This window comes from Chryseobacterium sp. WX (genome assembly GCF_029542485.1).
GTDB lineage: Bacteria > Bacteroidota > Bacteroidia > Flavobacteriales > Weeksellaceae > Chryseobacterium > Chryseobacterium cucumeris.
This window is the reverse complement of record NZ_CP120710.1, coordinates 1,829,545-1,855,939: the sequence shown is the minus strand read 5'-3', so window position 1 is coordinate 1,855,939 and position 26,395 is coordinate 1,829,545. Positions and strand designations below refer to the sequence as shown.

30 protein-coding genes are annotated in these 26,395 nt (G+C 36.3%); 16 read left to right on the top strand and 14 right to left on the bottom strand.

The genetic code is table 11. From position 1 onward, the window contains the following. The first annotated feature begins 192 nt into the window (after positions 1–192). The 5 genes from PZ898_RS08355 to PZ898_RS08335 all read left to right on the top strand — a co-directional run bounded on the left by PZ898_RS08355 (position 193) and on the right by PZ898_RS08335 (position 5,962). The gene (locus PZ898_RS08355; protein ID WP_277695288.1) at positions 193–831 is read left to right on the top strand and encodes a TetR family transcriptional regulator; all 639 of its coding nucleotides are present in this window, start codon (positions 193–195) and stop codon (positions 829–831) included. Further along, complete coding sequence (locus PZ898_RS08350) at positions 815–2,131, top strand: TolC family protein (RefSeq protein WP_120231891.1); 1,317 nt, start codon at positions 815–817, stop codon at positions 2,129–2,131. Before PZ898_RS08355 ends, PZ898_RS08350 begins: the two co-directional genes overlap by 17 nt. Positions 2,132–2,147: 16 nt before the next feature. Further along, positions 2,148–3,251, top strand: a complete 1,104-nt coding sequence (locus tag PZ898_RS08345; RefSeq protein WP_277695287.1) for an HlyD family secretion protein — start codon at positions 2,148–2,150, stop codon at positions 3,249–3,251. A 141-nt stretch (positions 3,252–3,392) separates the two neighbouring features. After that, positions 3,393–4,970: a DHA2 family efflux MFS transporter permease subunit gene (locus PZ898_RS08340; RefSeq protein WP_062674556.1), complete on the top strand. Its 1,578-nt coding sequence runs from the start codon at positions 3,393–3,395 to the stop codon at positions 4,968–4,970. A gap of 395 nt (positions 4,971–5,365) precedes the next feature. Further along, a complete protein-coding gene (locus PZ898_RS08335; RefSeq protein ID WP_062674558.1) occupies positions 5,366–5,962 on the top strand; it encodes a hypothetical protein in 597 nt (198 codons plus the stop codon). A gap of 298 nt (positions 5,963–6,260) precedes the next feature. Here PZ898_RS08335 and PZ898_RS08330 read toward each other — a convergent pair whose 3' ends face one another. From PZ898_RS08330 to PZ898_RS08320, 3 genes are read right to left on the bottom strand one after another with little or no spacing between them, the layout of a single operon-like run. Then, positions 6,261–7,274 carry a TQO small subunit DoxD gene (locus PZ898_RS08330; protein ID WP_277695286.1) on the bottom strand — a complete coding sequence of 338 codons (1,014 nt, stop codon included), beginning with the start codon at positions 7,272–7,274 and terminating at the stop codon, positions 6,261–6,263. 54 nt (positions 7,275–7,328) lie between these two features. Beyond that, positions 7,329–7,685, bottom strand: coding sequence for a hypothetical protein (locus PZ898_RS08325; RefSeq protein WP_148045404.1), 357 nt, complete (start codon positions 7,683–7,685; stop codon positions 7,329–7,331). A 38-nt stretch (positions 7,686–7,723) separates the two neighbouring features. Next, the gene (locus tag PZ898_RS08320) at positions 7,724–8,638 is read right to left on the bottom strand and encodes an alpha/beta hydrolase (RefSeq protein WP_277695285.1); all 915 of its coding nucleotides are present in this window, start codon (positions 8,636–8,638) and stop codon (positions 7,724–7,726) included. A 166-nt stretch (positions 8,639–8,804) separates the two neighbouring features. On the opposite strand from PZ898_RS08320, the gene PZ898_RS08315 reads away from it, so the two are divergent. Both PZ898_RS08315 and PZ898_RS08310 read left to right on the top strand, forming a co-directional pair. Next, positions 8,805–9,122 carry a MazG-like protein gene (locus tag PZ898_RS08315; protein WP_216444149.1) on the top strand — a complete coding sequence of 106 codons (318 nt, stop codon included), beginning with the start codon at positions 8,805–8,807 and terminating at the stop codon, positions 9,120–9,122. Then, a complete protein-coding gene (locus PZ898_RS08310) occupies positions 9,122–9,676 on the top strand; it encodes a DNA-3-methyladenine glycosylase I (RefSeq protein ID WP_062674568.1) in 555 nt (184 codons plus the stop codon). Before PZ898_RS08315 ends, PZ898_RS08310 begins: the two co-directional genes overlap by 1 nt. Positions 9,677–9,763: 87 nt before the next feature. Here PZ898_RS08310 and PZ898_RS08305 read toward each other — a convergent pair whose 3' ends face one another. Next, positions 9,764–10,141 (bottom strand): helix-turn-helix domain-containing protein, encoded by a 378-nt coding sequence (locus PZ898_RS08305; protein ID WP_062674569.1) that lies wholly within the window; start codon positions 10,139–10,141, stop codon positions 9,764–9,766. 91 nt (positions 10,142–10,232) lie between these two features. Between PZ898_RS08305 and PZ898_RS08300 the strand changes: the two genes are divergently transcribed. Further along, a complete protein-coding gene (locus PZ898_RS08300) occupies positions 10,233–10,763 on the top strand; it encodes an NAD(P)H-dependent oxidoreductase (protein ID WP_120231883.1) in 531 nt (176 codons plus the stop codon). A 96-nt stretch (positions 10,764–10,859) separates the two neighbouring features. Here the strand turns inward: PZ898_RS08300 and PZ898_RS08295 are convergent, their stop codons facing one another. From PZ898_RS08295 to PZ898_RS08270, 6 genes are all read right to left on the bottom strand, one after another. After that, entirely contained in the window at positions 10,860–11,039 is a 180-nt protein-coding gene (locus PZ898_RS08295) for a hypothetical protein (RefSeq protein ID WP_277695284.1), read from the bottom strand. Between the two features lie 33 nt (positions 11,040–11,072). After that, positions 11,073–11,258, bottom strand: a complete 186-nt coding sequence (locus PZ898_RS08290; protein WP_277695283.1) for a hypothetical protein — start codon at positions 11,256–11,258, stop codon at positions 11,073–11,075. Next, a complete protein-coding gene (locus PZ898_RS08285; protein WP_277695282.1) occupies positions 11,255–11,734 on the bottom strand; it encodes a hypothetical protein in 480 nt (159 codons plus the stop codon). The genes PZ898_RS08290 and PZ898_RS08285 overlap by 4 nt, the downstream gene beginning before the upstream one ends. After that, a complete protein-coding gene (locus tag PZ898_RS08280; RefSeq protein ID WP_277695281.1) occupies positions 11,735–12,238 on the bottom strand; it encodes a DUF2199 domain-containing protein in 504 nt (167 codons plus the stop codon). It abuts the gene before it with no gap. Positions 12,239–12,282: 44 nt separating this feature from the next. Further along, on the bottom strand, positions 12,283–13,869 hold the full coding sequence (locus tag PZ898_RS08275; protein ID WP_277695280.1) for a patatin-like phospholipase family protein: 1,587 nt from the start codon (positions 13,867–13,869) through the stop codon (positions 12,283–12,285). Between the two features lie 92 nt (positions 13,870–13,961). After that, on the bottom strand, positions 13,962–14,861 hold the full coding sequence (locus tag PZ898_RS08270; RefSeq protein WP_062674576.1) for a CorA family divalent cation transporter: 900 nt from the start codon (positions 14,859–14,861) through the stop codon (positions 13,962–13,964). A 73-nt stretch (positions 14,862–14,934) separates the two neighbouring features. Here PZ898_RS08270 and PZ898_RS08265 point away from each other — a divergent pair, with 73 nt between their 5' ends. The 4 genes from PZ898_RS08265 to PZ898_RS08250 all read left to right on the top strand — a co-directional run bounded on the left by PZ898_RS08265 (position 14,935) and on the right by PZ898_RS08250 (position 18,673). Then, entirely contained in the window at positions 14,935–15,957 is a 1,023-nt protein-coding gene (locus tag PZ898_RS08265; protein ID WP_062674578.1) for a beta-ketoacyl-ACP synthase III, read from the top strand. Positions 15,958–16,139: 182 nt separating this feature from the next. Further along, positions 16,140–16,835: a hypothetical protein gene (locus PZ898_RS08260; RefSeq protein WP_216444154.1), complete on the top strand. Its 696-nt coding sequence runs from the start codon at positions 16,140–16,142 to the stop codon at positions 16,833–16,835. Between the two features lie 260 nt (positions 16,836–17,095). Further along, a complete protein-coding gene (locus PZ898_RS08255; protein ID WP_277695279.1) occupies positions 17,096–17,788 on the top strand; it encodes a hypothetical protein in 693 nt (230 codons plus the stop codon). 192 nt (positions 17,789–17,980) lie between these two features. Next, the gene (locus PZ898_RS08250) at positions 17,981–18,673 is read left to right on the top strand and encodes a hypothetical protein (RefSeq protein ID WP_131797515.1); all 693 of its coding nucleotides are present in this window, start codon (positions 17,981–17,983) and stop codon (positions 18,671–18,673) included. Positions 18,674–18,744: 71 nt separating this feature from the next. Here PZ898_RS08250 and PZ898_RS08245 read toward each other — a convergent pair whose 3' ends face one another. Then, positions 18,745–19,905 carry a thioredoxin fold domain-containing protein gene (locus PZ898_RS08245; RefSeq protein WP_277695278.1) on the bottom strand — a complete coding sequence of 387 codons (1,161 nt, stop codon included), beginning with the start codon at positions 19,903–19,905 and terminating at the stop codon, positions 18,745–18,747. Between the two features lie 301 nt (positions 19,906–20,206). On the opposite strand from PZ898_RS08245, the gene PZ898_RS08240 reads away from it, so the two are divergent. Continuing rightward, on the top strand, positions 20,207–21,835 hold the full coding sequence (locus PZ898_RS08240) for an AraC family transcriptional regulator (RefSeq protein ID WP_277695277.1): 1,629 nt from the start codon (positions 20,207–20,209) through the stop codon (positions 21,833–21,835). A 317-nt stretch (positions 21,836–22,152) separates the two neighbouring features. Here the strand turns inward: PZ898_RS08240 and PZ898_RS08235 are convergent, their stop codons facing one another. From PZ898_RS08235 to pruA, 3 genes are all read right to left on the bottom strand, one after another. Next, positions 22,153–22,362: a hypothetical protein gene (locus PZ898_RS08235; RefSeq protein ID WP_062674591.1), complete on the bottom strand. Its 210-nt coding sequence runs from the start codon at positions 22,360–22,362 to the stop codon at positions 22,153–22,155. A 284-nt stretch (positions 22,363–22,646) separates the two neighbouring features. Beyond that, a complete protein-coding gene (locus tag PZ898_RS08230; RefSeq protein WP_277695276.1) occupies positions 22,647–22,796 on the bottom strand; it encodes a hypothetical protein in 150 nt (49 codons plus the stop codon). 364 nt (positions 22,797–23,160) lie between these two features. Then, complete coding sequence (gene pruA / locus PZ898_RS08225; RefSeq protein ID WP_062674595.1) at positions 23,161–24,786, bottom strand: L-glutamate gamma-semialdehyde dehydrogenase; 1,626 nt, start codon at positions 24,784–24,786, stop codon at positions 23,161–23,163. A gap of 406 nt (positions 24,787–25,192) precedes the next feature. Between pruA and PZ898_RS08220 the strand changes: the two genes are divergently transcribed. The 3 genes from PZ898_RS08220 (at position 25,193) to ureB (ending at position 26,394) form a co-directional block, all read left to right on the top strand. Then, complete coding sequence (locus tag PZ898_RS08220) at positions 25,193–25,558, top strand: hypothetical protein (RefSeq protein ID WP_277695274.1); 366 nt, start codon at positions 25,193–25,195, stop codon at positions 25,556–25,558. A gap of 153 nt (positions 25,559–25,711) precedes the next feature. Continuing rightward, positions 25,712–26,014 (top strand): urease subunit gamma, encoded by a 303-nt coding sequence (ureA, locus tag PZ898_RS08215; protein WP_034697260.1) that lies wholly within the window; start codon positions 25,712–25,714, stop codon positions 26,012–26,014. 11 nt (positions 26,015–26,025) lie between these two features. Next, positions 26,026–26,394: an urease subunit beta gene (gene ureB / locus PZ898_RS08210; protein WP_034697259.1), complete on the top strand. Its 369-nt coding sequence runs from the start codon at positions 26,026–26,028 to the stop codon at positions 26,392–26,394. Position 26,395: the final 1 nt, after the last annotated feature.

The window sequence follows — 26,395 nt, the reverse complement described above, 5'->3', positions numbered from 1 at the left end:
ATTGAAATATTTCCCATATATGAATTAAAAATGAGCTCTCTTTTTATTGTTTTCCATTAAAAACTGCCTCTGTTGCGTATTCAGCATATATTATAGAAAACGTCTTTTCTTTGCAATAAATTAAATCTATATTAAAAAATCAATCAATCGTTTGATTTGTGTTAAAACTTGTGTACATTTGCGCCCTGAAAAATGAACACTAACATGATTTCAAAAGAAGAAAATATATTATTCGCAGCTGAGAAGCTCTTTGCAGAAAAGGGATTCGAAGGAACTTCCACCAGAGAAATTGCAAAGGATGCGAATGTTAATATTTCTATGATCTCGTATTATTTTGGCTCTAAAGAAAAACTTTATGAGAAATTAGTAGAATACAGAATGAATGAAGGTCAGTTTTTTTCTAAAGATCTTTTGGGAAGAACAGACATCAACGAATGGCAGAAGATTGAAAGAGTAATCGATCAGTTTTCTCACAAGATCCAGACTCAAAAGTGCTTCTACAGGATTATGCAGAGAGAGCAGCTGCATACTAAAAATCCTCAGATTGTAGAATTTTTGAAGCAAACCAAAATGGGATTCCTTTCCATGTATTCACAAATATTGGAAAGTGGTCTTAAAAATGGAATTTTCACCAAAAATCCACCTATTTATCTCCTTCATTCTACCGTAAGCGGAACTTTGTTTTATGCATTTAATGCGAAAGAAATGTATAAAGAGTTCCTGAATGAAACAGAAGATGAAGAAGCTTTTGACGAAAGATACTACACAGAACTTAATAAACATATTAAATATTTACTAAAAGACCTTTTAGGTTATGAAGAGAATAAATAACTCAGTGATTGCATTATCACTATTCGTAGGAATAGCAAATGCAAATGCTCAGGAGAAAAGAACACTTACTCTTGACGAGGCCGTGCAGCTGGGAATCCAGAACAGCAAGAATCTCAAGATCGATGCAGCCAAGATCGAAGAGGCTACAGCTGATCTTTTGGAGGCTAAAAACAGACAGCTACCGGAATTAAAAGTGTCAGGTAGCTATATGTACCTTCCGATAAAACCCAATGTTGATATAAAACTTCCTGGTGTTGCAGGCGGAGCTGGCGGGCCTGAAATACATCAGGTAGTTTACGGTTCTGCTAACCTTAGCGTTCCTATTTACAGCGGCGGAAGAATCAAATATGGGATTCAGTCCGCTAAATATCTTGTAGAGGCGTCTAAACTAAGCACTGAGAATGATAAAATTGCTATTGCTTACAACGTTGCCCAGGCTTATAACAATTTGTTTAAAGCTAACCAGTCTATCAAAGTTTTTGAAGAAAATCTTGCCGCTTCTCAAAAAAGAGATGAAACCTTCCTTAAAATGGAAAATAATGGTTTGATCGCAAGAAATGATAGATTAAAGGCGAACCTTCAGACTTCAAATATTGAACTTCAACTATTGGAAGCTAAGAATAACTATAATATTGCCAACATCAATATGGATCTTTTATTGGGGCTTCCTGAAACTACAGAACTTACAGTAGATGAAAATTATATTGAAGAAGGATCAGACGTAAAACCTGTTGATTATTATGTTACCGAAGCCAGAGAAAACCGTAAGGATTTACAGGCTCTGGCACAGCAGAGAAAAGCAGCGGAATTAGGTTCGAAGGCAGCAAAAGCAGAAAATCTTCCTTCCATCGCATTTACAGGAGGTTATGTAGCAGCTGATATCCCTAAGTTTCTTACCGTATACAATGCCATCAATGTAGGAATCGGGGTTTCTTATAACCTGTCTAATCTTTGGAAAGAAAATTCTTCATTGAGACAATCGCAGGCGAGAGAAAAGCAGCTTGCGGCAACTGATGAATTACTGAATGATAACATCAAGCTTGATGTCAACAGAGAATATCAAAACACAGATTATTCAAAAAAGAGAATTGCTGTTTTTGAAAAATCTGCGGAGCAGGCTAATGAAAATTACAGAATTACCAAAAATAAATACGACAACGGGTTGGCAACCATGACTGAATTGCTGGATGCAGACGCAGCTCAGATTGCTGCCAATGTTGGCGTGATCAATGCCAAGGCAGATGCTGCACTTGCATACAGAAAACTATTACAGACAACAGGAACTTTAACAATTAAATAATCAGATCGAAACCAAAATGGAAAATAATAATACACAGGCAGCTGAACCTAAAAAGAAAAAAAGTTTAGTTTTTCCTATCATTTTAGCGGCAGTAGTAATCGGAGGAGGAATCTACGGTTACAGAGCCTTTACTTATGGACAGTATCACGAAGAGACTGATGATGCTCAGATTGCTTCCAATATGGCACCGGTAATTTCTAAAATCTCCGGCTATGTAGCTCAGGTGAAAGTAAAAGACAACCAGTTTGTGAAGAAAGGAGATACCTTGGTGATTTTGGATAACAGAGATCAGAAAATGGCTCTTGATCAGGCTCAGGCAGCATTATCTACAGCTAAAAGTAATATCTCCAATGCAGAAGCTACTACCACAGCGACTTCAAAAAATATCGGTTCTTCTGAAGCAGCGGTAGTTACTGCTAATGCTCAGATAGAAGCAGCAAAAGTAAATGTCTGGAAAACTTCTCAGGATTTGAAAAGATATGCTAATCTTGTAAAAGACCATTCTATTACAGAACAACAATATGAGCAGGCTTTGGCTGCAAAACAATCTGCAGACAGACAGTTGCAGGTTTTAGTGGATCAGAGAAACCAAATTGCTCAGCAAACTCACATCGCTTCTTCTCAGACGGCTGCAAGCTCACAACAAATCAGTGTGGCAGGATCTGTTGCTAAACAAAGAGAAGTAGATGTAGAAAATGCAAAATTGAATCTATCCTATACTGTAATCCTTGCTCCTGAAGATGGATACGTAGGAAAAGTACCTACACAGGCAGGTCAGTATCTGCAGGCTGGGGCACAGTTGTTTGCTTTGGTTAAAGATGACCAGAAATGGGTGGTAGCTAACTTTAAGGAAACGCAGGTAGATAAAATGGTAGAAGGGCAGAAAGTGAAAATTGAGATTGATGCCTTCCCTGATAAAGAATTTGAAGGAGTAGTAAGCTCATTCTCTCCTGCTACTGGAGCTACTTTCTCTATTCTTCCTCCGGATAATGCGAGTGGTAACTTCGTAAAAGTAGTTCAGAGACTTCCTGTAAAAATTGATTTTGTAAATCTTGACAAGAATATTGCCAAAAGATTAAGAACAGGAATGAACGTGAAAGCAGAAGTTGCTTTGAAATAATATTTAAAATTGTTAAAAATCAATGAACTTCGTTGTCATGAGTGAATCAGCTTTGCTGTCAATTAAAACGGCAGGCTTTACAATTCACCATTCACCTGCGAAGCAAAATTCGCCGTTGATTTTTCACATCGAAAAAAACTTATGCAAGATTCATTAGTAGAATATGGAGCGCGGAGAGTAATTATTACGATTACGGCTATCCTTTGTGCCCTTCTTGAAATTGTAGACTCCACGATTGTCAATGTTGCCTTGAATGAAATGAAGGGGAATCTTGGAGCTACGCTTTCAGAAGTAGGGTGGGTGATTACGGCGTATGCCATCGGGAATGTTATCATTGTTCCGATGACGAGCTGGCTTTCACAGCAGTTTGGGCGTAGAAATTACTTTGCGGCATCCATCATTATATTCACCGTATTTTCATTCTTATGTGGAAATGCGACCAATATCTGGGAACTCGTGTTTTTCAGATTGATGCAGGGAATCGGGGGTGGAGCCTTATTGGTAACCTCACAAACGATTATTACGGAATCTTATCCGATTGAAAAAAGAAGTATGGCTCAGGCTATTTACGGCCTTGGGGTAATTATCGGTCCTACACTAGGTCCGCCTCTTGGAGGATACATCGTTGATAACTTCAGCTGGCCCTATATTTTCTATATTAATATTCCGATTGGGATTGCAGCAACGCTGATGACTCTTCAGTTTGTAAGAAGCCCGAAATATGCAGAAAAACGTAAAGCTTCAGATGTTGACTGGCTTGGAATTGCTCTGCTGGCAGTAACAGTAGGTTCATTACAGTTTATTCTGGAAAGAGGACATGAAGAAGACTGGTTTGAAAGCGGAATGATCGTAGCCTTCACTGTAGCAGCAATTTTAGGATTTATACTATTCCTTTGGCGGGAACTTACCTTTAAGTACCCGATTGTTGAGCTCAGAGTGCTTAAAAACAGTAACCTGAGAATCGGGACTATGATGTCATTCGTTCTTGGATTCGGATTGTATGGTTCTACATTCATCGTTCCTTTGTACACCCAGAGTATTTTGGGATGGACAGCACTTCAGTCAGGAGCTTTGATGATTCCGGCTGCATTAACGACAGCCTTTATGATGCCTATCATTGGGAGACTACTGGCAAAAGGAGCAAAACAGCAGATCCTGGTTTCATTAGGACTATTTATCTTCTTTGTTTACAGTTTCTGGGGATACAAAATTCTGACACCGGATACCAGTAAAGATGCCTTCTTCTGGATGCTTATTGTAAGAGGTGCGGGGCTGGGATTATTATTTATTCCGATTACCTCTTTGTCATTAAGTACCCTGAAAGGGCAGGAGATCGGTCAGGGAGCAGCCTTTACAGGGATGATGAGACAGCTGGGAGGATCTTTCGGGATTGCAGCGATCACGACCTTTATTGCCAATGCAGGGCAGAAGTATAGAAACAACTTAATTTCCCATCTGGACGAAAACAGTTTTGATGTTCAGCAAAGACTGGCAGCATTGAAAGCCAATTTTATAGCAAAAGGGATGACTCCTGATGCAGCAATGAATGCCGCCTATAAAATGCTCGATTTATCTGTAACAAAACAGGCCACTGTTTTATCTTATATGGATGTATTTCTTTACCTCGGAATCGTATTCCTGATATGTATTCCGTTTATCTTACTCGTAAAAGAAAGAAAGAGCAAAGAAAAAATAGATTTGAGTGAAGCCATGCACTAGATTTAAAAAAGACCTTCGAAATTTCGAAGGTCTTTTTTGTTGTATCTGCCTTAACATGATAAGAGACAATACTTTCTGTTTTCATTTTGTTAAATAAAAAATAATATCACTTATTGGAGAGTTTATTTATTTTTTCTAGTTTTACATCACCAAATGAAAAAAATATGAATAAATTCCCTCACCTTGTAATAATCCATTCAAAAAGGATTTGCCGGAATGTTGTGTCACACTTTATCTGATTTCCGGTTATTGAACTGAAAGACCTGACTGTTCTTCACTTGCTTTTTATAGTTAATAAAGGCAATTTCCCAATATCCGAAAACGGTATGAAGTATTGTATTCCGTTTTATTATTTAGCTAAATCATGATTTCAAGCCACTAATAACTTATTATATATGAATCAAATTCAACTGCCGGAAACTTATGCGGCATTATCAGATTTCAGAAAAAATGACGTCTATCTTCCTGAAATGAATCAGGCTCAGCTTATTGCAGATTTCTTTCCCGGAACTTTTACAGAGCTTACCCAGCGCCTCTCTGATATTACAGGGGCTTTTTACGGAGGTATGCTCAAACAGATTGGAAAACTTTACGGAGCTGAAGCTATTGAACAGCTTTCCAGTACTTTTATGTACGATCTGGGATCAAGAATGACACTGAGGAATCTTGAAGCAAAACCCAATCTGCAGCCTGGAATTCCGGCTGTTGCAAAAATATTGATGGGAGCAGTTTTTACATCCAGTCCTGAATATAATTTTGAATTTAAAGAATTAAATGACTACAAATGCGAATTGCTCATTAAAGGAGTAGACCGTTACCACAAAATAACCCATAGCCTGCAAATTGCAGGTCTGCTGAAATGGCCAGTCATAAAACCTTTTATACAGGGCATTTGCGACACTATGGGACTGGATGTTTTATTGGATATAAAAGTACTCAAACTTGATCCGGATAGCTCATGCAGTTATCATGTTTTTATTTCAGAAAAGTAACATCAGATATGAATAAAAGCGGACTAAAGTCCGCTTTTTTGTGTAAATGAATATCCAATGGTTTTACCCGAAATGTATAAAGCATCTCGCAGATTTTGTTGATTCTGCAGATTTTAATTTAACAAAATTATAGTCATAGAGGAAAAATTAATTAGGGATGGGCTATCATCAAGAGCGTAGACGAAGAAAGCCCATTTACAAAAAAAATATCTTCCAACGGCTTTAGCCAAATCATAAAACGTTATAATAATAAACTCCAATCCCTGAACCCCGAACCTCGTATCGCGAATCCCAAACCTTATTCAATATTCTCTACCCACTCAATACCACTTACATCAATCAGTTTCAAAGTGTGGATATCATTTTTTTGAAAAATATCATCAATATTCAGGGTAACATCAGCCTTGGCTCCCAACGGAATCACAAGACTGTGTTTTCCGGGTTTCACTTTGGCAACATAATGATTCTTTATATTTTCTTTTGAAATTCCGGAGAGTTCTTTATGATCAAGTTCCTTTAAAATCTTTCCGTTTTTGTCGAGAACATGAATACCTATCAGAAAAGAACCGTACACATCAGCACCTTCTGTTCTGTAGATTTCAAATGTCAGCTTCGAATTGTTATGAGAAATATTTGAAATCTCAAGTTTAGGTTTTACAGACTTATTATGCAGTGTTCCCCATACACCTCCATGAAAATATTGATTGGTAAAGAGAGTCAGTCCGAATATAATCACTGAGCCTGCCAGTACAAGAACTTTTGGGTTTGAAATAGGAAAACTCCCTGAACCCAACCATTGAAACCATCTTTTCTGGGTGAAATTTTTGTTGTTTTTTATGAAATAATAGTCCAGAGAATAAGATCCGCTTCCTGTAAGAAACAGTACAAATCCGCCTGCAATACCTAAAACACCAATCTGCCATTCATCAAGACAAGTTGTTCCCAGCCATCCGGAACCTAGTAAAATTCCTAGAGCAAGACTGAAAATTCCTATACTCATTAAGCGGGTCAATAATCCGAGGATGATGAATAAACCCACAATGGCTTCGATAATGGTAAAAATCATCATAGAGCGTTGCAAAGCATCAGGATGAGTTACCAGGTATTCAATAATTGGTTTTATTCCCAGGGCATTGGGTAAGAAGTGATTGAATTTTTCCCCGATATATCCCTTTTCATCAGGAATAAGCTTGTTTTCGAGGATCAATCTGCGCCAAAACGCTGAAAAGTAAGTCCATCCGATAACCATACGGAGGGATAAAGTGTATAATCCGGCCAGTTCCGAAGACTGACGGTTTAAGATATGTTTCATTGAAATTACTATTGTATTGTAAAAAACTGATTTTTAATTCGATTTAAAAAAAGTTTAAACCAGATTAAGCTTCAGTCTTTTAAATAAAATATATTTCGGTGGGCTGTTACCTGTAGAATGCCCTGAGTAGTTATTGAAAGAAATCTTTTTTTCGACAGAATTTCCGGTTGTTGAAGAAAAACCAGGAAAAGAATTTTTGTATTGGCTCTGAGTTTTGTTTTTTGAAACCGAAATTCCGGAAGTAGCAGATGCCACATCACAGCTAAAGGAAATTGAAGAGGTTGTTTTAATCTTATTCAGTCCGCTTATGAACTGAATGTCAAAAATATCAAGAACATTTCTTTTTACAGAACAAGGAGATAATGAAAACACCAAAATAAGCATCGTAATGATTGCTTTATAGGTTTTCATATGGACTCCTGAATTGTGCATGATTACAAAACTACACTTTATTTCAATGTAAGCTTAATAAATTCTAAAAAATCGTTTTGCTGATCAACAAATAAGTAATGGGAACAGTTATCAATGAGTCTGAAATTTGTCTTTCCAACTATATTTTTGAGATCATTCATCTGTTTTTCTGAAAATATGCCGTCATTCTTACCATACACTGCAAAAACGGGAATTCCTTTTTTTCGAATATCTTTTAAAACCGAGGTATTATCCAGATTATTCTGAGGCTCATTTTGATAGAATTTAATAGGAGACTCAGCATTTCTTATATTGTTTTTGTAAAATTCGCCTGTGTTGTATTCCGTTCTCAGCATTTCACTTTCAGGAGTAGGATGAGGCATATCAAAGAAGCCAAGTTTCCCGGCCATATCATAGCATCTTTTTCTGTAAGCAGCAGAATTTTTCTCCAGACTTTCTATTTGTGAAATCTCTTGAAGCTGAGCAGCATCATTTTTAAAATGTTCTTTAGCCTGTTTTAAAATATGATCATAGGTTTCCTGTTGGGTAAATAAAGCTCCTGCCAATGTAAGTGTTTTTACTTTTTCAGGAAACTGATCTGTAAATAAAGTCCCGATGATCCCACCAAAACTATGGGCAAGTATATTTGCATTTTGGAGGTGATAAGTGGTGTAAATATCTTTTAAATCCTCAAAACTTTCTTTGAATGTCATGGTAGCATTCTCATCCTTTGAGCGCCCTTCACCGCGTCTGTCATAAACGATCACATAAAATCCTTTATTAGCAAGCATGTGAGCGGTAGTTCCTTCAAACAAAGTAGCATCTCCGCTTGGTCCGCCATGGATAAAAATAACAGGTGGGTTTTGGGGATTTCCATACGCTTTTGAATATAAATTCTGTGCTTTGAAGAGGAGCGAACATATAATAAAAAGAAAGAAAAACACAGATTTCATGATGTCGTTTTTAACTTCTCAAAACTACTAAATATTCTGGGCAAAAGAAGATCAAATGAAGGGAATTATGATTACATTTAAAAATTGAAATCACTACTGACGGACAGTTGTCACAACTCTGGTTTATTTTTACCTTTCGAAAGTCTTTACTTAAAAACAGAGAAATATGGACACCAATAATTTTGATACCATCGTCAAACGTTCTTTAGACATCAGAGAGAAGTATCATCAGCTGGAAATAAAAAGCAACGGAAAAGAATGGTCATTGGAAGAAGATGCACTTGCATATCTTACCGATGCCGGATTGGTAGGGAGGAATGTAATGTCCCATCAGAAAACATGGCTGAAGAAAGATTCAGCAGAAGAACTGGAGCATAAATTAGCCGAAAATATCTGGTGGCTGATTGTTCTGGCAGACCGTACAGGAATTAATATTAACGAAGCCGTGGACAAATTTTTAACGAAAACAGAAAATATATTGTAATGAGTTATTGTTTAGCAATAGAAGGAATGCAGCCCGAAAGTAGAAAAGAACTGCACAAAAATTACCATGACCATTATTATGGGTTTCCTATTCATGATGATAATGAATTGTTTGGAAGACTGATTCTTGAAATCAATCAGGCAGGATTAAGCTGGGAAACGGTTCTGAAAAAAGAAGAGAGTTTCAGAAAAGCATATGACCAATTTGATATTCAGAAAATAGCAGATTATACAGAAGAAGACCGTGAAAGATTATTGAGCGATCCGGGAATTATAAGGAATAAGCTAAAAGTAAATGCTGCCATTGAAAATGCTAAAACAATCATTGCATTACAAAAGGAATTTGGTTCTTTTGAAAAATGGCTGGAGCATCATCATCCACTGACTTTGCAGGAATGGATGAAGCTTTTCAAAAAAACATTCAAATTCACTGGTGGAGAAATTGTAAACGAATTTCTTATGAGCACCGGATATCTAAAAGGCGCTCATCATGAAAGCTGCCCGATTCACGCAAAAGTATTAGCTCAAAAGCCTTTGTGGAAGAAAAAACAGTGAAATAATATATAGGGATTACTACGGAGTGACAGATAGAAGTATTTAACATTATGCATACACTCAGTCATTCCGCAGGAATCTCATTTTTCAATTATCTTTTGATGCTTGTTTCATCAGTTCTTTATGCTCATTTCCCCATTTTTCAAATTCAAGAATGATAGGCTTCAACTTATAGCCAATTTCTGTAAGTTCATATTCTACTCTTGGCGGAACTTCTGCATATACGGTTCTGGTAATAATTTTGTCTTCTTCCAGTCTGCGGAGCTGAAGTGTAAGCATACGTTCAGTAATATTTTGAAGCTTTTTTCTAAGTTCTCCGAATCTCATTTTCCCATTGATCAGATAACAACAGATGGCCAATGCCCATTGCCCTCCGATAGTGTTGGAGGCATAGATTTCCGGACATTCATCAGCAAGGGCTTTCTTATTGGCAAAATTGGTAGAGGTTTCCTTTATTTTAGTCATTACTTACATTTTTTATAGTACCATACAATAGGTTGCTAATGTACAAAATGTAAGTTACATGTTGTAATTTTGTAACAGAAATTTAAACAGAATGAAGACTTTAGTAATTGTTACCCATCCTGATATTGAAAAATCAGTGATTAATAAAAAATGGATTGACGAGTTAAAAAAATATCCTGAAAAATACACAGTTCATCAACTGTACGAAGCTTATCCTGATGGAAAAATCAATGTGGCAGAAGAGCAGAAGATGATGGAATCGTATGACAAGATTGTATTTCAGTTTCCTTTTTACTGGTTCAGCAGCCCGCCGCTTTTAAAACAATGGCTGGATGAAGTCGTTTTATACGGCTGGGCGTATGGAAGTAACAGCGGTTTCAAACTGGCCGGAAAGAAAATGACACTGGCTGTTACCGCAGGAATAGATGAAGATGGATATTCTGAAACAGGGGAATATAAATACACGATGAATGAACTTTTCCGACCTTATGAACTGACTTTCGATTATATAAAAGCCGATTATAAAAAACCATTCGTGTATTATGGAATTGAGAGAGATTCTTCCGATGAATGGATCAACAGAAGTGTTCCGATGTATCTGGAGTTTCTGGACAATTTATAACTGAATGAGAGTAAAATTGAACTTGAATTAAAACGGGTTCAATTTACTTTTGTATGTATTCAAAAGGTTCCACATTCCAGTCCTGTACATATTTCTTTATGGTATTACTGTCAATATTAAAGGGAACATCCTGATATTCCAGCCTTTTGAAGGAACTTTTACATCTATAAGGTAGTTTTCAATAGAATAGATGTCAAGTATCGCTGAATTATTGGGTTTTATAGAATCAAAAATGATCAGAAATTTATCTCCTTTCTTATAAGAGAAATTGGCCATTTTAGAATAGATAATACCATTAACATCATATTTTTAATCTATTCCTACACCATTATTGTTTTTGTGATGCCAGTCTGATATAGCTTCTCCAATGGTATATTTAGGGTTTTTAAGGATGCCATTAGTTCCTAAATTGGCACTAATTAAACAGAATATGATACATCCTAAAGTGAGTATCAAAAGAATAATATGAAATTTTTCTGAGATCAATTTTTTCATACTCCAGTTCTATATTTCTCGTTGAACTTCTGCAGATCTATTGCCTGTTCCTGGAAGTATTCTTTAAATGTATCTGAAAGATTTATATCTTTAAATTTCACAAGGGTATATCCGCTGTCAAAAGCAATAATTTCTAAAATGCTTTCCTGAATTAAAAAATGATCAGATTTCCAAACACTTGTATCTTCAACAGATAAGATAGAAAAGGCTGAAGTATCGGGTTCAATAGTATTTGGAACGGCTGAAATGATCCCCCAAATGATCTGAGTATTACTTTGATAGAGCTGTTCAAATTCCGGATGATCCAACACAAAATAATCTTCATCAAAATTAATGGGAAGAGTCTGATCAGATATAAAATCTAAATCCGTCAAAATCCATTTATAAATGGCAAGATCATTCCATATAGGTTTCAAAACCTCTTGAAGATTGGTATGGAATTTAACCTTTTTTGTACTTCTGATAATCCAGTTCATTTATTCTTTATTTAAAACCCTATTTATTCTTTTCTCTGCTTCTTCTTTTGTAATGCCATTATAAAAGTCGTGTACAAACGGATGCTCATAGCTTTGGTGAGGATAAACAAATGGACGCCCGATAGAATTATTGACTACCACGGTTGTAGGAACACTTTCCTCAAACTCATAATCCGGAAGATAAGTGGAAAGCCATCCGAAATATTCAGCTTCAAATTCCTTGTTATCATAGTTTTCAACATATTCATTAAAGTTTTTTTCACTCAGTGAAACCCAGATTCCATAATCCAGATCTCTGCAGTCATCCGTAACTTCCTGTACCAGAACAGTACGGATAAATCTATGGGTATCTTCAGGATCTTCAACGACACATACATCTGAGGTAAGTTCAGTATTTTTTAACTCCTCTTCCGATAAGCAGTAATAGAAATAAGGGGCATTATAGGCTATCGCAGGCCAGTCTTCTTTCTCTTCACCGCAGCATTGGCAGATGTATTTCGTCATCGTATTTTATTTATAATGTTGATTAAATTTAAAAGCTAAAATCCTTATCCCACCGTAGGAGTATCCTCTTCTTTGAGTATTTTTTTCTCCTTCATCGTAAGCATCATTCTTTCATATTTGTACTTTTCCCAATCAAATGTGTTGAGAAAATCAAGGGCAGCCTGAAAACCTCTGTTGAAGAGTTCTTCCTTTTCTTCTCTTTTCATAAAGAAATTCAGCCAGGTGCTGGTCCCACAGTTAACGGTCTGTATGCTGTATAGCTTATAAAAAGTATGTTTGGTAAGGAATGTTTTATCATTAAACCCTTTCAGAGTGCTGATGATATTTCCAGCATAGCTGAACGGTGTTTTAAGAATTTCTTCACTGGTTTTCCCTTTTTCAGAAAGAATGGCAGAATCACTGGTTAGCTGTACCCCAAAAAGTGGCATTCTCGGATAAAAAACTTCATCAGCATGAAATAAGTCAATAGGAAAATTGGAAATACTGCCGCCATCAATGAAAACTCCTGCAGGGTTGATGTCTTCAGGTTGGGTATTCATCCAGTATCTCCATGCATATTTTACAGAATCATCATCTTTATTGATTTGTTTCTGGAAAGGTTCAAAGAAAAAAGGAACTGCCATAGAAGCCCTTACAAATTCAGCAGGGCTGATGTGCTTCAGTTCCTCTTCCGACCAGTAGAGATTGGCCATCGTAGGAAGTTCTACTTTAATTTTAGCATTGATATCTGTGGTAATAATTACATATTCAGACTTCAGAAGGTAGAAGGGATTGTTTTTATAATAATCATTGTTGACGGCGCTTTCGTAGAAAATTCTGTATCGGGTTTGGTCGATATGTTCCTGATTTTTGACTTTAATTTTTTCAATGCTTTGCAAAGCCATGAGATAATATTCCTGCCCGTTCCCATAGCGGTAGCTGAGATTAAGGTCTTTTTCTTTCTGAATGAATTTTTCGTTAAGATGGGCAACTGTTTTTATTCCAAATTGATCCAGAGCATTTTGCATGGTATTTTGAAAAATATTTCCGGGATTCAGTCCGCTGTTTTCTTTCCTGAAATTATTATACAGTTTTTGGATGCAGAAAAAGAGGATGACAGCCGGAATCAAGGGAATCAGAAACATCAGTTTGGCATTCTGGATCGTAGTTGAAGGTGCCAGAAAAGGAATGCTGATCAGAATAATAAAAAGGATAACGGCAATAACAGCATTGATCTTAAAGAAATCCTTATTGTTCAGCAAAGCATGGAGCGTCGTTTTTACATACGTTTTCCCATCCATAAAATCCGCAAAATTCCAGCTGAAAAGTATATCCTTGATCAGCTCACTTTTAGCTTCTTCTTTGGTTTTGCAGGCTGCAATAAGCATGGTGTTAATAGCTCCGGCACTCGTTCCTGCTACTTTCAGAAAACGGATCCCGAATATTTCCAGACCATAAAGATAGCCTACCAGTGCGCTTCCCCACACACCGCCACCTTCCTGTACAAATTCTATATACTGATTACCGGACTGATCCAGAAGATCAGAGAATTCTTTGGCAGCTATATTCCCGTGTAAAGCAAGCAATTTATCTTTGGATGTCTGTGAAAGAGAAGGATCTTCCAAAATTTTGTTGAGGTTTTCGGTAGTCATGGTATTTTGTTTTGAGGATGTGCCGGTAAAAGACAAAGATGATCAATTGGGTAATCAAAATCTTTGTGCCTATGTATTGATATAAAAACGAATCACCACTGTTTTCGCCTTACGTAAATAAACGTACTGATCACAACAGTAGCCATCGCTCCCAATGTTATAAAATAGCCATACTTATGATGAAGCTCAGGCATATTATCGAAATTCATCCCATAAACCCCGGCAATGAAAGTGATGGGTAAAAAGTAAACAGAATAAATGGCCAACACCTTCATCACCTGGTTGGCTTTTTGGTCCGAAAGTGCCAGGAACATGGAAATAAGGTTGGTAATCTGAATGTTTAAATGATCAAAATCGGCAACTACATCCTTATGCTTATCTTTCAAATCGACAATTTCTGAGTCCTGTAAATTCAGCAGTTTAAATTTATCAATAGCATCTGTAGAAATTACCAGTACGCGGGAGTTTAATCCAGATTTTCGTTTCAGCTTGTAAAGACGGCGGATCTGGCTGGTATGATTGGTATTTTTAAGGAAAATCTCATTCTCAATATTGTCCATCGTTTCGAACAGGCTTAAAGATTCATCATCAAAACTTTTCATGATCAATATAGCAATCATCAGCATGATTTGCTGAGGTTTAAGATCTTCCTGAATCAAAGACACTTTTTTTTTGGTCTCGGAAATACTTCTGGTTTTCATCCTGTGGATAGTAATAATGGTATTTTCCACAAGAAAGATTCCGATTTTGGTGCTGATATCACTGATGGTATTCAAATTCTTTCTTTCCAGTTCGGTACTTTCTCGGAGTAAAAAGAATTTTACATTCCCGTCTTCTTCATATTTCGGAAGGTGATTAGGGTCCATCGTATCTTCCAGAAGAAGGTTGTTGATTTCATATCTTTCATGAAGAAATTTCAGGTCTTCTAAAGTAGGAGCCTCTACATCTACCCATTCGCACTGGGAGGTTCTGTATATCGTATCAATTGGCATAAAGTAAAAATACTAATATTTTGAAAAACTATGTGTTAAATAAGTTTTATCTTTGCCAAAATTAAAAAACTATATGATTAAAAGTACAATAAAAGGTGTGGGATTTTATGTTCCAGATAACGTTGTTACAAATGATGATTTAGCAAAACTAATGACTACCAATGACGAGTGGATTACGGAAAGAACAGGTATCAAGGAAAGAAGACACAGAAAAAACAGATATGACTCTCAGGAAACCAGCGCTTATCTAGGTTTTAAAGCTGCAGAAAAAGCCATCCGTAATGCTGGTCTTACCTCAAAAGATATTGATTACATTGTTTTTGCAACACTTTCACCGGATTATTATTTTCCGGGATGTGGTGTCCTGCTTCAGGATATGCTGGGATGTGATACGATCGGAGCATTGGATGTAAGAAATCAGTGTTCAGGATTTGTGTATTCTATGAGTGTGGCCAATGCATTCATCAAATCAGGTACCTATAAAAATATTCTTGTGGTAGGAGCAGAGGTTCACTCCTTCGGACTGGATTTTTCTGACGAAGGTAGAGGAGTGTCGGTTATTTTTGGTGATGGGGCAGGAGCAATCGTTCTTTCTGCATCAGAAGATGAAAATGCAGGAGATATTTTAGCGATGAATATGCATTCTGAAGGAAAATATGCTGACGATCTTTGTACCCAGTTCCCGGGTTCAAAATTCGGATGGAGTGACAGAATGAGAAAAGATCCTGAAAATGTAACGAACAAAGAAGTATATCCGATCATGAATGGAAACTTCGTATTCAAGCATGCGGTAACAAGATTCCCCGAAACCATGATGGAAGCTTTGAACAAAGCCGGAAAGACGGTTGAAGATCTTGATATGTTTATTCCGCACCAGGCGAACCTGAGAATTGCCCAGTTTGTACAGGAAAAATTCGGATTACCGAATGAGAAAGTCTTCAACAATATCCAGAAATATGGAAATACAACAGCAGCTTCTATTCCCATTGCTTTAAGCGAAGCAATTGAGCAGGGAAAAATAAAAAGAGGTGATCTTGTACTTCTTTCAGCATTTGGAAGTGGATTCACATGGGGTAGTGTTCTTTTTGAATATTAATTTTGAATTATAAAAAGTGAGCCGGATATTGAGTCCGGCTCACTTTTTTAATAGCTTATAATTCACTTTATTATGAGTTTGATTTTTATTTCTTTTTTTGTTTACGGTGTCAATATTTTATTTAAATTTATGTTGCACATTTGACATGATTTATAAGATATATTAACTTTAAATTTAACAAGATGAAAAAGAATTTATTACTTGGAACTTTTCTAGTTCCATTATCCTTGTTTTCACAAATTGGAATACAAACGACAACTCCCCAAAAAACTTTACATGTTAATGGTTCACTACAAGTAGTGAATGAAATAAATGTTGGAGGCAATGCCACAACAGCTGGCTCAGCAGGAACCTCCGGCCAGATTTTGACTTCTCAGGGAGCAGGGGCTGCCCCTTCATGGCAGACTCTGAATACAATAAGCGGAAGTGTCAGTAAAGCAGTCTATGTTCAGGGAACTACAGAAGCGACTGCAGCACAGGGCGCTACTATTGATGTGCCGGGAATTACCTATACCATTACAGTTCCCGCAGGAAGAACACAGACACTTTTGTTTACTATTTTGGGATATGCTACGAATTATCCTTCTGGAGGAAATAGTTCACAAGGGGTCTTCAGTTTGTTACAGGATGGCGTTAAAATATCGTCAGGTTATACAACTAAGATCGGAGTTGGTGGAGGAGGGCTAAATGATCTTCCCGTTCCGGTAACTTTTTTAAAATCGGTAACACTTCCTGCGGGTACATATACTTTTAAAGTACAGTATTCTGCCTGGTACGGTCTTGCGAAAGTGAATGTAAATCCGACTACATATTCAGGATATGATCTGGATACAGAATGTATGCTTACCAAAATGCAGATTTTAATATATAATAACTAGGATAAAAAATAAGTCAAAAAACCATAAACTATTGTTTATGGTTTTTTGCTATATAAAGCTTTTAACTTTTTTATGTTAACTGTAATAATTGGTTTGGGTATTTGAATATGAAAAAGATCATTAAACTTTTTATTAGTTTTGAATTATAGAAATTACAATATAATTTGTTATTTTTTGATTGAAAATAGTTATAGTATTGTAATTTTTTCAATTGTTTTTTGTTGTAATTTTATTCTGTTAAAAATTCTAAAAACAAAAAAATGAAAAACTATTTATTACTTGGAACTTTTTTAGTTCCCTTATTCTTCTGTGCACAGGTGGGGATACAGACCTCTACTCCTCAGAAAACCTTGCACGTTAACGGTTCATTACAGGTAGTAAATGAATTAAATGTAGGAGGAAATGCCACAACTGCAGGTTCAGCAGGAACCACCGGTCAGATTTTAACTTCTAATGGTGCAGCGGCAGCTCCTTCATGGCAAACCCTGAATACGATAAGCGGAACCATTAACAGTGCTTATTATGTGCAGGGAACTACCGAAGCAACCGCAGCTCAGGGAACAACAATTGACGTACCTGGAGCAACAATTACCTTAACAGTGCCAACAGGACGTACCCAAACTTTTTTGTTTACCATTCTTGGATATGCCACTAATTTCCCTAGTGGTGGCGTTTCCAGTCAGGGGGTTTTTATTCTGGCCCAGAATAATGTTAAAATATCGTCAGCGTATACCACCAAAATAGGAAATGGAGGAGGATTAGTAGACCTTCCCGTTCCGGTAACCTTTCTAAAATCGGTGACGCTTCCTGCGGGTACATATACTTTTAAAGTACAGTATGCTGCCTGGTCAGGTACTGCAAAAGTAAATGTAAATCCTACTACTTACGGTGGATATAATGGGGATACAGAGTCTATGCTTACCAAGATGCAGATTTTAGTCTATAATAATTAAGATCAAAATAAAAACCATAGGCTTTAGTTTAGGTTTTTTTGCTATATAAAGCTTTTAACTTTTTATTAGTTTTAAATTATAGAGATTGTGATATAATTTATTGTTTTTGATTGAAAATATTTATTATACTATAATTTTTTCGATTATTTTTTATTGTATTTTTATTCTGTTAAAAATTCTAAAAACAAAGAAATGAAAAACTATTTATTACTTGGAACTTTTTTAGTTCCCTTATCCTTCTGTGCGCAGGTGGGGATACAAACCTCTACTCCTCAGAAAACTTTGCACGTTAACGGTGCATTACAGGTAGTGAATGAATTAAATGTAGGAGGAAATGCCACAACTGCAGGTTCAGCAGGAACCACCGGTCAGATTTTAACTTCTAATGGTGCAGCGGCAGCTCCTTCATGGCAAACCCTGAATACGATAAGTGGAACCATTAACAGTGCTTATTATGTGCAGGGAACTACCGAAGCAACCGCAGCTCAGGGAACAACAATTGACGTACCTGGAGTAACAATTACCTTAACGGTGCCAACAGGACGTACCCAAACTTTTCTGTTTACCATTCTTGGATATGCCACTAATTTCCCTAGTGGTGGCGTTTCCAGTCAGGGGGTTTTTATTTTAGCACAGAATAATGTTAAAATATCATCAGCCTATACCACTAAAATAGGAGCTGGAGGAGGTTTGAATGATCTTCCTACACCGGTAACTTTTCTAAAATCGGTGACGCTTCCTGCGGGTACATATACTTTTAAAGTTCAGTATGCCGCCTGGTCAGGTCTTGCAAAAGTAAATGTAAATCCTACTACTTACTCTGGATATAATGGTGACGTAGAATCAATGCTTACCAAGATGCAGGTTTTAGTCTATAATAATTAAGTATTAATAAAATAAACAAAAACCGCAGGACCTCAGTTCTGCGGTTTTTTGTATTATAAACAGAGCCTTATTTAAAGGCTTTTTAATAATTTTTCTGTGTCGGAAGAATCTTGTCCTGTGCTTTTTGCCAGTTCAATAGACTTTTCGGCCCATATTTTTGCATTTTTCTTATCACCAACCTTATTGTAAAGATTAGCTAAGGTATCTGTATTGGCAAAGTTCTGGTCTTTCTTTACAGATTCCTGCGCCCATGCAATGGCCTTTTCCAGAGAAGCTTTATTGCTCACATTTTCAAAAAAGTTCCAGGCAAGAGAATTCAGTTCTTCAGAGCCAACTGCAGAATAATCTTTGTAAAGGTCAAGAATTAGTTTTTCGTATTCAGGAATATCTTTATTCTTCAAAGCTCTGTTGGCTTTCATTCTTTTTAAGATCTTGTCAGCTTCCTCTTTGCTTAGAAATTTTTGGGTTTCAGCCATGAAATAGTTATCATCCCATTTCTTTGTATCCGGATTATAGGCTTTTTTAGAAACAGTATTCAGTTTAATATTTTTATCAAACTTTTCATATTTATCTTCCGGGAAGAATTTAACGATATCAGCTTTCTTATCCTGGAAAATTTTATACAAAGGACTATCTGTAGTTTGTACTCCTGAAAGAAGCATTTGGATATCTTCCTGGTCTAAACTTGTTTTCTGCTGAAAGTAACGGTTAAGAACTTTCCCGGCAAACTCAGCATCGTTATACATGGTAAGGCCCGCAAGATTCTTTAAAAACTCAGGATCTTTTTCTCCTTTTTCAAACTGTTGCTTCAGAGAAGTCAGTCTTTTGTTTGGATCTTCCGCGTCTTTTGCAAACTGGATAAAGTCTTTTTCTTCCACATATCCTAAAGTTCTGTGTACAGCTTCACCATTTCCATCAATAAACAGGTAAGTAGGGAATGCTTTTACATTATATTTTTTGGCCAGCTCAATTCCTTCTCCTTTTTCCATATCAATTTTAGCATTGATAAAGTGAGAATTGTAATAATCTCCTACAGACTGAAGTGGAAAAATATTTTTAACCATCAGTTTACAAGGTCCACACCATGAAGCATATGCGTCAATAAAGACCAGTTTTTTTTCTTTTTTTGCTTTGGCCAGAATAGAGGCAAAATTGCCTTCTTCAAATTTAATTCCCTGTGCCCACGCAAGCACCCCTATAAAGATTGAGGAAAGTATTGCTATTTTTTTCATAAAAACTTTTTATTCCATGCAAATGTAATAAATATGATGACACATGAGCCGTTCATATTGAAAATAATTATACAGGAACTTTGGTTTTAAAACAGGCATCAGATTATATTAAAGATAATCATCTATTATTTTAGTCTTATTATTAAAATTAATGTAAATTGCTATTCTGGGTTAAATGATTAAATTTCAATATAATATTTTAATAAAAAATAAAATATCACTAGTTTTGTAAAAAACAAAAAGACACTCCGTGAAATCAATGATGAATTATTATAAAATCAAAATAATAATTTATTTTTCTATGCCTAAAAGTCTTTTGCAATTTTTATTTCTGCTGGCAACAGCAGTTCCCATATTCGCTCAGAAAAAAAATAACTTTGATCTTATCTGTGAGAAGACCTCTTCTGTTACAGCGTATAAAGATTTACCCAAAGCAATCAAAACTGCAGATTCGCTCTATATGAAGGCGCAAAAACCTTCAGAGAAAATAAAATGCCTGGTACTTTCTTCAGAATTATACCATCATGCAGGTGAACTTAAAAAAGCAATCTGTTACAGTGAAAATGCCCACTCGGTAATCAATCAGATCAATGACCCGGAATGGATGGCTGTGGTGACCAGATTACTTGCGCGGCAATATAGACAGGTAGGGTTATATGAAAGATCAAAAAAATATATTATAAAAGGACTTCAGGCTTCAGGTCAGATTGTTGATTTTCATAAAAGGAGTGAAGCCGCAGGATTGCTGAATCAGGAAATGGCCTTCTATGAAATGGAAATGGGAAATTTTCCCAATGCAATACGTAATATTGAGTCTTCTCTGAAATATTTTGGAAAAATAAACAGCCAGAACGGAAACAGAACAGCCGCAGCTTCTTATCAGCTGCTGGGAGATGTCTATTTCAAGCTTAATGATTATGCTGTTTCCGAAGACTATTATCGAAAAGCAGAAAGCCTGCTGAACAATGGAAGCTGTACACTGGGGTTGGTGTATAATGGATTAGGAGGCATTCGCCTGAAGCAGAAAAATTGGAAAGATGCTGAGCTATATCTTAAAAAAGCAGAAAAAATTGCAGATACATCCAGGAGCCTTAAGCTTAAAAAAGCTGTTTATTCCAATATTAATGATTATTACGAAGGAATTGGAGACAATTTTAAAGCTTCATTATATGCGGTGAAATATATACGTGCTTATGATAGTATTGCAGCCCGTAACCAGAGTTTTGCCATAAAAGATTTTGAAAATCCAAAAGGAAGGGCTAACAAAAAAAATGCGCAGATGAATGGAGTAAAGAATGCCGCTATTGTCATTCTGTCCATTTCATTGGTTGGTCTGTTTATTTTTATTAGAAGGAAACAGAAGAAACAGCGGTCAAAGCTTAGAAATATCATCAGAACTCAGTTTAACATGATCGGTAACAGGACACACTATCCTTTAAAACAATCTGGTGATTTTGAGTTTTCCAATATTTTTGTGGAAGAAATAGATGAGAAAGATTCAGAGACAGACAGAAGAAGAAATGATTCTCTGATGACCCCTGAAACAGAATCAAAACTGCTGGAACTGCTTGAGGATTTTGAAAAAGGTGATCTTTATAACAATAAAGGCATGTCCCTTTCTTTTCTTGCAGGTGAACTGAATACCAATACAAAATATCTTTCGTATGTAATCAATCAGCATAAAAATGCGGATTTCAAAACCTATGTCAACCGTTTAAGAATCAATTATATTGTAGACAAACTGATCAATGATGAGAAGTACAGACAGTATAAAATAAGTATCCTTGCTGATGAATGCGGATTTTCTTCCCACAGTAAATTTGCAGCAGTCTTTAAGGCGGTCACAGACTATTCTCCATCAGCTTACATTAAATATCTGGATAATGAACCCGGATCATATAAAAGTAGTCATTTTCCCGAAAATGATTAAAAACGGGCATTTTATTCAATTCTATATTGCTATTTTCATGAAAATGAACAACCTATTATTTTAAAGGAAACCCTTGCTATCATATCTTTGCGCCAGTTTCGCAGTGCACAAGACAATTCTGTTACAGCTTATCGCTTTTATTTCATTTCTGAACTAAGATCATTATAAGAGAAACTGCATTCCCATTTTTAAATTTTTAAAGGAAATATTCTGATCAGAATATCTGCCATATGCAATAATCGGGGTTGATTGCCCGGTTTTTTTTCAGTCAAGTTTTTTTAAGTGCAAATCCACAGAACTTCTGTGGATTTGTGATTTTATTTAACTTTTATACTGTCGGTTTTTACTTTTGAAGTATCGGAGGTTGCGGGTGAAGGTATGGAGTTCGCTACGGCAGAATCACCCATTCTGTTTCTTAAAGAATCTTTATCGTGAGCATCTTTATATTCCTCTCTTTTTTCTTTGTTTTGAGCACAGCTTCCAAGGAAAAGAAGTCCAAGAACTGTTCCTATCCATAATTTTCTCATAATAGTTAATTTTTATTGTTGATGTTAATCAAATATAAGGATTTAATTAAAAGATAAAAGATAAAAGATAAAAGATGTTTTAATAAGATTCAAATAGGGCTGGGCTTAACCTAGCTAACCGTAAATAATCTATCCATTTGTTTTAGGAAAACTTAAAAAAAATAAGCATCTTTCAAAACAAAACTTAATTATCACTTCATATTTTAATTTTTGATCTTTCAACAAAAAAAATCTGCAGAGCTTTCATCTGCAGATTTCCATTTTTAGATTGAATGTTATCATTACTACTTGACAGGAGACGTTGCCATAGAATCCCTTTTTATCTTGGTAGTATCAGGATTCGTCATTTTTGTAGTCATTGTATCAGTAGTGGAAGGTGTCATACTTTTCTGCGTATTACCTACTGCCGCTGAATCCCGGCTACTCGTTGACATTGTCGATTCTTTGGTTCCACAGCTCACTGCAAATATTCCTATTCCAACGGCTGTTAGCAATAACTTTTTCATATTCTTCTATTTTGTGGTGTTGTATTAATGAAAATCAACAATTATTCCTAACAGGGTCTGAAGAATCGTAAAATATCGGTAAAGTTTGTTAAAAGATGTTAGGTAACAGGTAACAGAGATTAGATATTAGGAGTTTAAAGTTTAAAGTGATAATCCGGAATACTTTATTGCCACCATACTCTCCACTCTCAAACTCCCAAACGCCACAAAAAAGCCCCGAAACCGAAATTCCGAGGCTGTATTCAAAGAACTGACAACAATTACTCATTGCCTATTACTCATTATTTATTAATTACCCAAGGTATGGATATTTGTAGTTTTTTGGAGAAACAAAAGTCTCTTTTACGCTTCTTACAGACGTCCATCTTAGAAGATTCATTTTTGAACCTGCTTTATCATTAGTTCCTGAAGCCCTACCACCACCGAAAGGCTGCTGTCCTACTACGGCACCTGTTGGTTTATCATTGATGTAGAAGTTACCGGATGCGTTCTCTAAAGCCTTGTAAGCTTCGTTAATTGCGTAACGGTCTTGTGAGAATACAGAACCTGTCAATGAATATGGAGAAGAAGAATCTACTAACTTAAGGGTCTCTTTCCAATCTTGATCTTCATATACAAATACAGAAAGGATTGGGCCGAAGATCTCTTCTACCATACTTTCGTATTGAGGATTTGTAGTTTCAATTACTGTTGGGTGTACAAACCATCCTTTAGAATCATCTACTTTACCACCGATAGCTACAGTAGCTTCACCTGAAGCATTAGCTCTGTCGATATATCCTTTACATTTCTCGAAAGAATTCTTGTCGATGACAGCGTTTACGAAGTTAGAAGGATCTTCCGGAGAACCTATTTTGATGGTGCTCATCTGAGCTTCCATCACTTTTTTCACATCAGCCCAAAGAGACTTAGGAATATAAGCTCTTGAAGCAGCAGAACATTTCTGTCCCTGATATTCGAAAGCACCTCTTACCAATGCAGTTGCTACAGCTTCTACGTTAGCAGAAGGGTGAGCAATCACAAAGTCTTTACCCCCTGTTTCTCCAACGATTCTTGGATATGTTCTGTAGTTGTGGATATTATCACCGATCATTTTCCACATTCCCTGGAATACTTTTGTAGACCCTGTGAAGTGAAGACCAGCGAAATCTCTGTGCGCTAATACTTTTTCAGCAGTTTCCTTTCCATCAGTAAAGATCATGTTGATAACTCCTGCAGGAAGACCCGCTTCAATTAATACATCCATGATGACTTTTGCAGAATATACCTGTTTGTCAGACGGCTTCCAAACCACTACGTTTCCTAGCATGGCCATACAAGTCGGAAGGTTTCCTGAAATCGCTGTAAAGTTGAATGGAGTTACCGCAAAGCAGAACCCTTCTAATGGTCTGTACTCAACACGGTTCCAGATTCCGTTGTCAGAAACCGGCTGTTCAGCATACATTTCTGTCATGAACTCTACGTTGAATCTTAAGAAGTCGATAAACTCACAAGCAGAATCAATTTCAGCCTGGTGAACATTTTTAGACTGTCCGATCATTGTCGCTGCATTAATTACATCTCTGTAAGGACCAGCCAAAAGATCAGCTGCCTTTAAGAAAATTGCTGCACGCTGTTCCCAGCCTAGTTCATTCCATTCCTGTTTAGCTGCCAATGCCGCGTTGATAGCGTCATCCACATGCTGCATACCACCCTGATAGTAGAATCCGAAATCATGCGTATGATCCTGTGGAGACTGAAGCTGTACTTTTGTTTCAGTTTTTACTTCTTTTCCGTTGATGATCATTGGGATTTCTACCTTTTCAGCCCACATTTTTTTATACGTGTCGATAAGGCTTTTAACTTCCGGAGATCCCGGTTCATATGAGTTTACAGGCTCGTTTACCGCTAATGGTACTTGCGAAATTGCTTTTGACATATTACGTTTTATTATTTTATTAAATTAAATAAGATGTGTATACAAATTTACAATAATTATAAAGAAAGAAAAAATGACATCTGTTTTTGTCAAATAAAATATAAAATGAATTTTCTGATGATATTTAAGCTTTTTTTGATGATAGATTTTATTAAATCCTGGGATGTTTTGATGATTTTTTAGCTTTTAGAAAAAAATGCGTCATTTTATTGTAATTATAGGAATTAGGACAATAAAATATTTGTCATAGTTTAAAAATAGCTATTAATGGCTGTAAATAAGGGATTTATAATGGAATGTTAAAATTATATAAATTCACTTTTGTTGCGATTTTGAACATTTTAAATAATTTTTTTGATACCCGGAGGGATCAGATTATTCTAATTTTACATCATTATTATCAGGTATGAAAAAAAGAGTTTTATTTTTCTCTTTTGTGATATTTTTCTCAACGTTGTGTGCAGGTCTTTTTGCACACAAGGGTAAAACTCAGCCATATTCTGATATCCTTTCAAAAATTCATCTTTTACAACAGAAATCTGATCAGCAGACCCAGCCTGAAATCTATAGTTTTTCAGATGCGCAGGATGTACAGGATTCCAATGACTGGGAGAAAGTAAAATTTGATTATTCAATATTTGCACAGCAGTGGTTACACTATTTCTTTGCAGATTATACTTACAACACACGGGTTGCGGCCGTTCAAAACCGTATTTACATTACAGCGCCAAGGTACATTCTGTATCATTCCCTGCAGATAGCGGGCTGCTAATTCTTTTTAATTTTTAATGATCCGCTATGGTTTGTATTCCCATGAGTACAGACTAGTAAAAATCATTCCCGATTTACATTTTTGAACATGTCTGTTTGCCTTTACGGAGAGGTGAATAGGATATTGTTTGTCCAATTTTAAATAAAAAATATTATGCACTTAACACCGAGAGAAACGGAGAAGCTTATGCTATTTCTGGCAGGCGAACTCGCTCTGAAAAGAAAGGCAAGAGGCCTTAAATTAAACTACCCGGAATCAATAGCTCTGATCAGCCACTTTCTGCTTGAAGGCGCAAGAGATGGGAAAAAAGTAGCTGAACTGATGCAGGAAGGAGCCAACCTTCTGACCAAAGAAGATGTGATGCCAGGCGTTTCAGAAATGATCCACGATGTTCAGATTGAAGCCACTTTCCCGGATGGGACAAAGTTGGTCACCGTACACAATCCAATCCGCTAATACTACTGATTATGATACCAGGAGAAATTTTTGTAAAAGAAGGAACAATTATCTGCAATGAAGGCAGAGAAACTGTGAAAATAAAAGTAACCAATACAGGTGACAGACCTATTCAGGTAGGTTCACACTTCCATTTTTTTGAAGTTAATAAAGCGATGAGCTTTGACCGGGAAAAAGCTTTCGGAAAGAGACTGAATATTGTAGCAAGTACTGCAGTACGTTTCGAACCGGGAGAAGAAAAAGAAGTGGAATTGGTAGAAATAGGAGGAACCAAAAAAGCAATGGGCTTCAATAATCTTGTCGATGGGCAGGTAGATTCTGAAGAACAGAAAAAAGTAAGCCTTGCAAAAGTTGAAGAGTTAAACTTTAAAAATCATTAAG